General features: G+C 70.7%; 4 protein-coding genes. All 4 read right to left on the bottom strand.

From position 1 onward, the window contains the following. The coding region (locus O3Q52_RS47950) for a UbiA family prenyltransferase (RefSeq protein ID WP_269654755.1) at positions 1 to 441 on the bottom strand (441 nt) is incomplete at its 3' end. Next, positions 438 to 1,658 carry an inositol-3-phosphate synthase gene (locus tag O3Q52_RS47945; protein WP_269654754.1) on the bottom strand — a complete coding sequence of 407 codons (1,221 nt, stop codon included), beginning with the start codon at positions 1,656 to 1,658 and terminating at the stop codon, positions 438 to 440. The genes O3Q52_RS47945 and O3Q52_RS47950, both read right to left, overlap by 4 nt. 147 nt (positions 1,659 to 1,805) lie before the next feature. After that, positions 1,806 to 3,212, bottom strand: coding sequence for a ThuA domain-containing protein (locus O3Q52_RS47940; protein WP_269654753.1), 1,407 nt, complete (start codon positions 3,210 to 3,212; stop codon positions 1,806 to 1,808). Between the two features lie 12 nt (positions 3,213 to 3,224). Beyond that, positions 3,225 to 5,601: PQQ-dependent sugar dehydrogenase (locus tag O3Q52_RS47935; RefSeq protein WP_269654752.1), on the bottom strand; the 2,377-nt coding region annotated here is incomplete at its 5' end.

Below are 5,601 nucleotides of genomic sequence, written 5' to 3'. Positions count from 1 at the left end.
CCCCGCCCTCGCGGCCGCCGCAAGGGCCGCGGCCGGCCTGATGCGGCCCGAGGGCAGGGGGCGGTGCGGGCGGTCCACGGCGTCCTCGGCACGGTCGGCCCAGTCGTTGAGGGCCATACCGGCCTCGTACAGGCAGAGGGAGGAGGCGATGGCCACCAGGGTTCGGGGGTCCGGGCGCGCCCCGGCCGCGGCGGCGCCCGCGAGCGCGTCGCCGGGGACGGTGAAGAGGGCGGGGAGGCGCAGGAGTTCCACCCAGGCGTTCACGTTCACTCCCTGCCTCGCGGACCGTGGTGATGTCGTCCTCGCGGTGTCCTGAGGCACCGGGCTCACGCCTCGCGCCTCAGTGCTCGCCTGCTGTTCCGCTGGGTCCGCCTCCAGTGGCACCGGGTTCGCGTGCCGTTCACCGGGGCTCGCGTCCTGCGACACCCGCCCACCGCTCATCGCCGCTCCCCCGGGAGGCCTCGCCGCTCGCCCGAAGGGCCATGTGCTTCATCCGAAGAGCCACGCCGCTCGCCCGAAGTCCCTTGTGGATCCCCGGCCCCACGCAACCGCCCCGCGAACCCGACCAGTTCCGCGTACTGCTCGCCCAGGGCCGCGGGCCCCTCGCCCACCGGGTCCTTGAAGTAGAAGCCGAGTTCGGACAGGGGGCCGGACAGGCCGGCCTCGTGGGCGCGGGCGACCAGGCGGGCCAGGTCGAGGATCAGCGGGGCCGCGAGGGAGGAGTCGCAGCCCTGCCAGGTCGTCTGGAGGACCATCCGGGTGCCGAGGAAGCCGTCGAAGGCGATGTGGTCCCAGGCGGTCTTCCAGTCGCCGAGGGACGGTACGTCGTCGATGTGGGTCTCGCCTTCGGGAACCCCGCCGAGGGTGTCGGCGAGGACGCGTTCCTTGCCCGCGTTCTTCGCGGCCGCGGCCCCCGGGTCGGCGAGGGCCGCTCCGTCACCGCCGCCCAGCAGGTTCGTACCGGACCAGGCGCGGACCGCCAGCGCGCGCTGCGCGAACATCGGGCCGAGGACCGACCGCAGCAGCGTCTGGCCGGTCTTGCCGTCCCGGCCCGCGTACGGCAGTCCGGACTCCGCAGCCGCGGACGCCAGTGCCGGGTGGTGCAGGCCCATGGACGGGGTGAAGTTGACGTACGGACAGCCCGCCCGCAGTGCGGCTGCCGCGTACAGGGAGCTGGCCGGGAGTTCCGTGCCGGTGGGCACGGGTTCCGTGGAGGCCACGTTGACCACGACCGTGCGGTCCAGACCGCACCGGGTCATGAAGTCACGGATGTCGGAGGCCAGAGCCTCGACCAGTTCGTCCTCGTCGCGCGTCTCACCGGACAGCGGGCCGCCGAGCCTGATCTCCCGGTCGGCGGCGGCGAGTTCGGCGGTGACGGCCGCCGGAAGTCCGGGCGGCAGCACTCCCCCGGCGGCCAGCGCCTCCGCCCGCTTGGGCAGGGGGCAGTCCACCATGTCGTGACCGCCGAAGACGAGAGACGACAGCGGGGGCAGTCCGCAGTCGGCGAACGCGGGGGTCTCGGTGACCATGCCCGTCGGTGGGTGCAGCCCCGCGGTCACCGCGGCGCAGCCCGTGACGGCCGTGGTGGCGACAGAGCCACGTGCTCCGATCAGCCACACTCCCACCCGCGGCGGGGAGACGGAGGATTCGGCGGACATGGGCAGCCTCCTTGTCGTACGTGAGGTCGTTCGCAAGCCGGAAACGCGAGCCGGAAGCGGCAGCCGGGAAAGTCAGCTACCGCAGAAGAGATGAACAGAGGGGACAAGACGGCGGGCGGAGGTCCGGCGTCCTCCGCCCGCCGCCGCTCAATCGCCCTGCGCGCCGGATCGCGCCGGCAGTTCCTTGATCCGGATGTCCCGGAAGGACACCTGGTCCTCGGCTCCGTGGTTCTGGATGCCGACATGACCGTCACGCAGGCTGCGCGCCGGATCGGTGTTGGTGAAATCGTTGATCTTCACGCCGTTGAGATAGACGCGGAGTCGTTCGCCCTCCACGCGGATCTCGTACGTGTTCCACTCCCCCGGCGGGTTCAGCGCACGGTCGCGCTTCCTGATGTCGGCGGACTGGAAGCTGTACACGGCCCCGGTGGTGCGGTCGGGGGCGTCGGACGCGTCGATCTGGACCTCATAGCCGTTGTTGACGGCCGACCAGGGGTCGTCGGAGGCAGGGAAGCCCACGAACACACCGGAGTTGTCGTCCCCGGAGGCACTCGCCATCTTCCAGTCGAGCTTCAGCGAGTACGAGCCGAGGCCACGGTCCGCGTACCAGAGCATGCCCAGGCCGCCGGACGACGTGAGTGTGCCGTCGTCCGAGAGCGAGAACGAGCCCGGTCCCGCCTGCTTCCAGTCCGCCAGTGACTCGGCGGTCCCGTCGAAGAGAGGTGAATACCCCTTCTCCGGGCGGCAGTCGGCCTCCGCGGCACCGACGGCCCACTGGATTCCGCCCAGCAGGTGCTGCCGGAAGGCGGGATCGGCGTACGACTCCTTGGTGTGACCGCTGCCGGTGTAGAAGGCGCGGCCGCCCCGGTACTCCTGGCACCAGGCGATCGGATGGTCGCCGCTCATCGTGCCGCCGCTGTACGACGACTCGTCGAGCGAGGCCAGGACGTGGGCCCGGTCCCGGGGATTGGAGCGGTAGTTGTACCACTCGTCCGTACGGTTCCAGGACTCCCCGAGGTGCGAGGTGGCCGGGTGTGCCCGGTCCTCGACCTCGATCCGCGCGGGCTGGATCGCCGGGTGCGACTGGAAGTAGGCACCGGCGAGGCCGCCGTAGAACTCCCAGTCGTACTCGGTGTCGGCGGCCGCGTGGATGCCCACGTAACCGCCGCCGCGCTTGATGTAGCCCTCGAAAGCCCGCTGTTGGGCCTCGTTGAGGACGTCTCCCGTCGTGGAGAGGAACACCACGGCGTCGTACCGGGCGAGGTTGCGGGAGGAGAAGGCTCCCGCATCCTCGGTGGCGTCCACCCTGAACCCGTTCTCGGCGCCGAGGCTCTTCACCGCGGCGACCCCTTCGGGGATCGAGTCGTGCCGGAACCCGGCGGTCTTGGAGAACACCAGGACACGCTCACCCTTCGAGGGCTTCTTCGACTCGGAGGCCCCGGAGGACCCCGACGGGCCGGAGGAGGATCCCTTCGAGGCGGCCGGCCCCGACACACACCCGATGAGCAGGGCGGCGCCGACGACAGCGGTCACTGTTCGGCCAGTTGCTCGCATGGCGCACCTCCCTCAGCCGGTTGTGAAGGTGAAGTCGTCCACGTCGTACAGGGACCCGGTACCGCTGCCCTTGAAGACGAGGTAGAGCGTGGTGGTGCCGCGCGGCGCCTTCGTCAGGTTGGCGGTGACGTCCTGGAAGTTCTCCCAGCCGCCGGTCACCGGGACGGTCGCGGTGCCGAGCAGGCGGCCGGTGGGCGAACCCGCACGGACCTCGAGCTTGCCGCCGGTGCCGCCGGAGGAGATGCGGGCCGTGATCTTCGTGGCGTTACTCAGGACGTACGGCTCGAAGGAGATCCAGTCGCGGTTGTTGATGTCACCGACGGTCCTTCCGCCGTGTGCGGTGGCCTTCGTCTGGATCGTGACGCCCTCCGACTTGCCGTAGTGCTCGGCCTGCCGGTGCCTGGGCTGGACGACGTTCTGGTCGTGCGTGGTGAGCGCCTCCTGGCCACCGCCTCCGCTGTCGGTGTACTCCGCGTCGAAGACACCGAAGATGTTCGCGTCCTCGTCGTGGCCGCCGTCGGCGCTGGTCTGGATGGTGCCGGAGCAGCCGTTCGCGGTGGTCAGCGGGTGACCGTGGCTGTCGTGACCGAGGACGAAGCTGACCTTCACCTTGGTGCAGTCGATCGACCTGCCGTCCTCCGGGTCGGTCACCTTGACCTTGAAGGGCACGGCGTCACCGAAGCTGAACAGCTGTCCGTCCTCGGGGAGTTGGAGGGTCACCTTCGGCGCGGTGTTGCCGACGACGATCCGTACGCCGGCGCTGCCGGTCCGCCCGGTGGCGTCCTTCGCGGTCAGCGTGGCCGTGTAGGTGCCGTTCCTCTCGTACGTGTACGTCGGGTTCGCCGCCGTCGACTCGCCGCCGTCGCCGAAGTCCCAGCTGTACGTGAGGGCGTCACCGTCGGCGTCCGTGGTGCCGGCGGAGGAGAACTTGACCTTCAGCTTCGCCTGTCCCGAGGTGCGGTCGGGCGCGGCCTGTGCCACGGGCGAGCGGCCGTCGGTCGCGTTCTCGATCCGGTACAGGGCCGAGTTCTCGTCGCCGCCGAACCACGCGAGGCCGTAGTCGAGGACGTACAGCGCGCCGTCCGGGCCGAAGGCCATGTCCATCACCTGGGTGCCGCTCCACGGCACGTCGTTGATGGACTGCACGGTGCCGCTGTCGTCCGACGCGATCCGCTTGATCCAGCGACGGCCGAACTCCCCGGCGAAGAAGTCGCCGTCGTACGCCTCCGGGAACTTGACCGGGGAGTCGAGCGAGGCGTCGTAGTCGTAGACCGGGCCGCCCATCGGGGACTCTGAGCCGGTGCCGAACTCGGGTACGGAACCGCCGTCGTAGGGGATCCACGCGGCCTGGGCCGGGGGCAGATCCGTCAGACCGGTGTTGTTGGGCGAGGTGTTCTTGGGCGCGGAGCAGTCGAAGGAGGCCCCCGACGCGCCGGTGCCGAAGTCGTAGTCCACGTAGGCGTCGTTCTTGCCCAAGCAGTAGGGCCAGCCGAAGTTGCCGGGCTCGGTGACGCGGGCGAACTCGACCTGGCCGGCCGGGCCGCGCGCGGGATCGGCGGCACCGGCGTCCGGGCCGTAGTCGCCGACGTAGAGGATGCCGGTCTTCTTGTCGACGCTGAAGCGGAACGGATTGCGGAAGCCCATCGCGTAGATCTCGGGCCTCGTCTTGTCCGTGCCGGGCGCGAAGAGGTTGCCGTCGGGGACCGCGTACGAGCCGTCGGCGTTCACCTTGATGCGCAGGATCTTGCCGCGCAGGTCGTTGGTGTTGCCGGAGGTGCGCTGCGCGTCGAAGACGGGGTTGCGGTTGGCGCGCTCGTCGATGGGCGCGTAGCCGTCCGACTGGAACGGGTTGGAGTCGTCACCGGTCGACAGGTAGAGGTTCCCGGCGGCGTCGAAGTCGATGTCCCCGCCCACGTGGCAGCAGATGCCGCGGGTCGCCGGGACGTCGAGGATCTTCTTCTCGCTGGCGTTGTCGAGGGTGCCGTCCGCGTTCAGGACGAAGCGCGAGAGCCGGTTGACGCCGTCGAAGGGCGCGAAGTCGGCCGCGGTGCCCGTCTCGGGGGCGTCGCCCGCCGGGGTGTCGAGCGGCGGGGCGTAGTAGAGGTAGATGAAGCGGTTGTCGGCGAACCCGGGGTCGATGCCGACGCCCTGCAGGCCTTCCTCGTCGTGCGAGTAGACGGCGAGCTTGCCCGCCAGCTTGGTGTTGCCGGCGCTGTCGGTGATCCGCAGTTCGCCGTCGCGCGAGGTGTGCAGGACCGAGCGGTCCGGGAGGACGGCCAGCGACATGGGCTCGCCGACCTCGGGCTCGCCCTTGGCGAGGGTGACCTGCTGGAAGTCATCGGCGGCCGCGGGCGCGGCCGGTGCGGCGGCCGGGTCGGCGACGGCGGCG

The organism is Streptomyces sp. ActVer (genome assembly GCF_027270795.1).
Classification (GTDB): Bacteria; Actinomycetota; Actinomycetes; order Streptomycetales; family Streptomycetaceae; genus Streptomyces; species Streptomyces umbrinus_A.
The sequence above is the reverse complement of the archived record's forward strand: the minus strand, read 5'-3'. Positions and strand labels throughout refer to the sequence as shown.

Bases quoted from the DNA above. Each gene is read 5' to 3' on its own strand.
- O3Q52_RS47945 (WP_269654754.1), bottom strand. From the start codon at position 1,658: ATGTCCGCCGAATCCTCCGTCTCCCCGCCGCGGGTGGGAGTGTGGCTG.
- O3Q52_RS47940 (WP_269654753.1), bottom strand. From the start codon at position 3,212: ATGCGAGCAACTGGCCGAACAGTGACCGCTGTCGTCGGCGCCGCCCTG.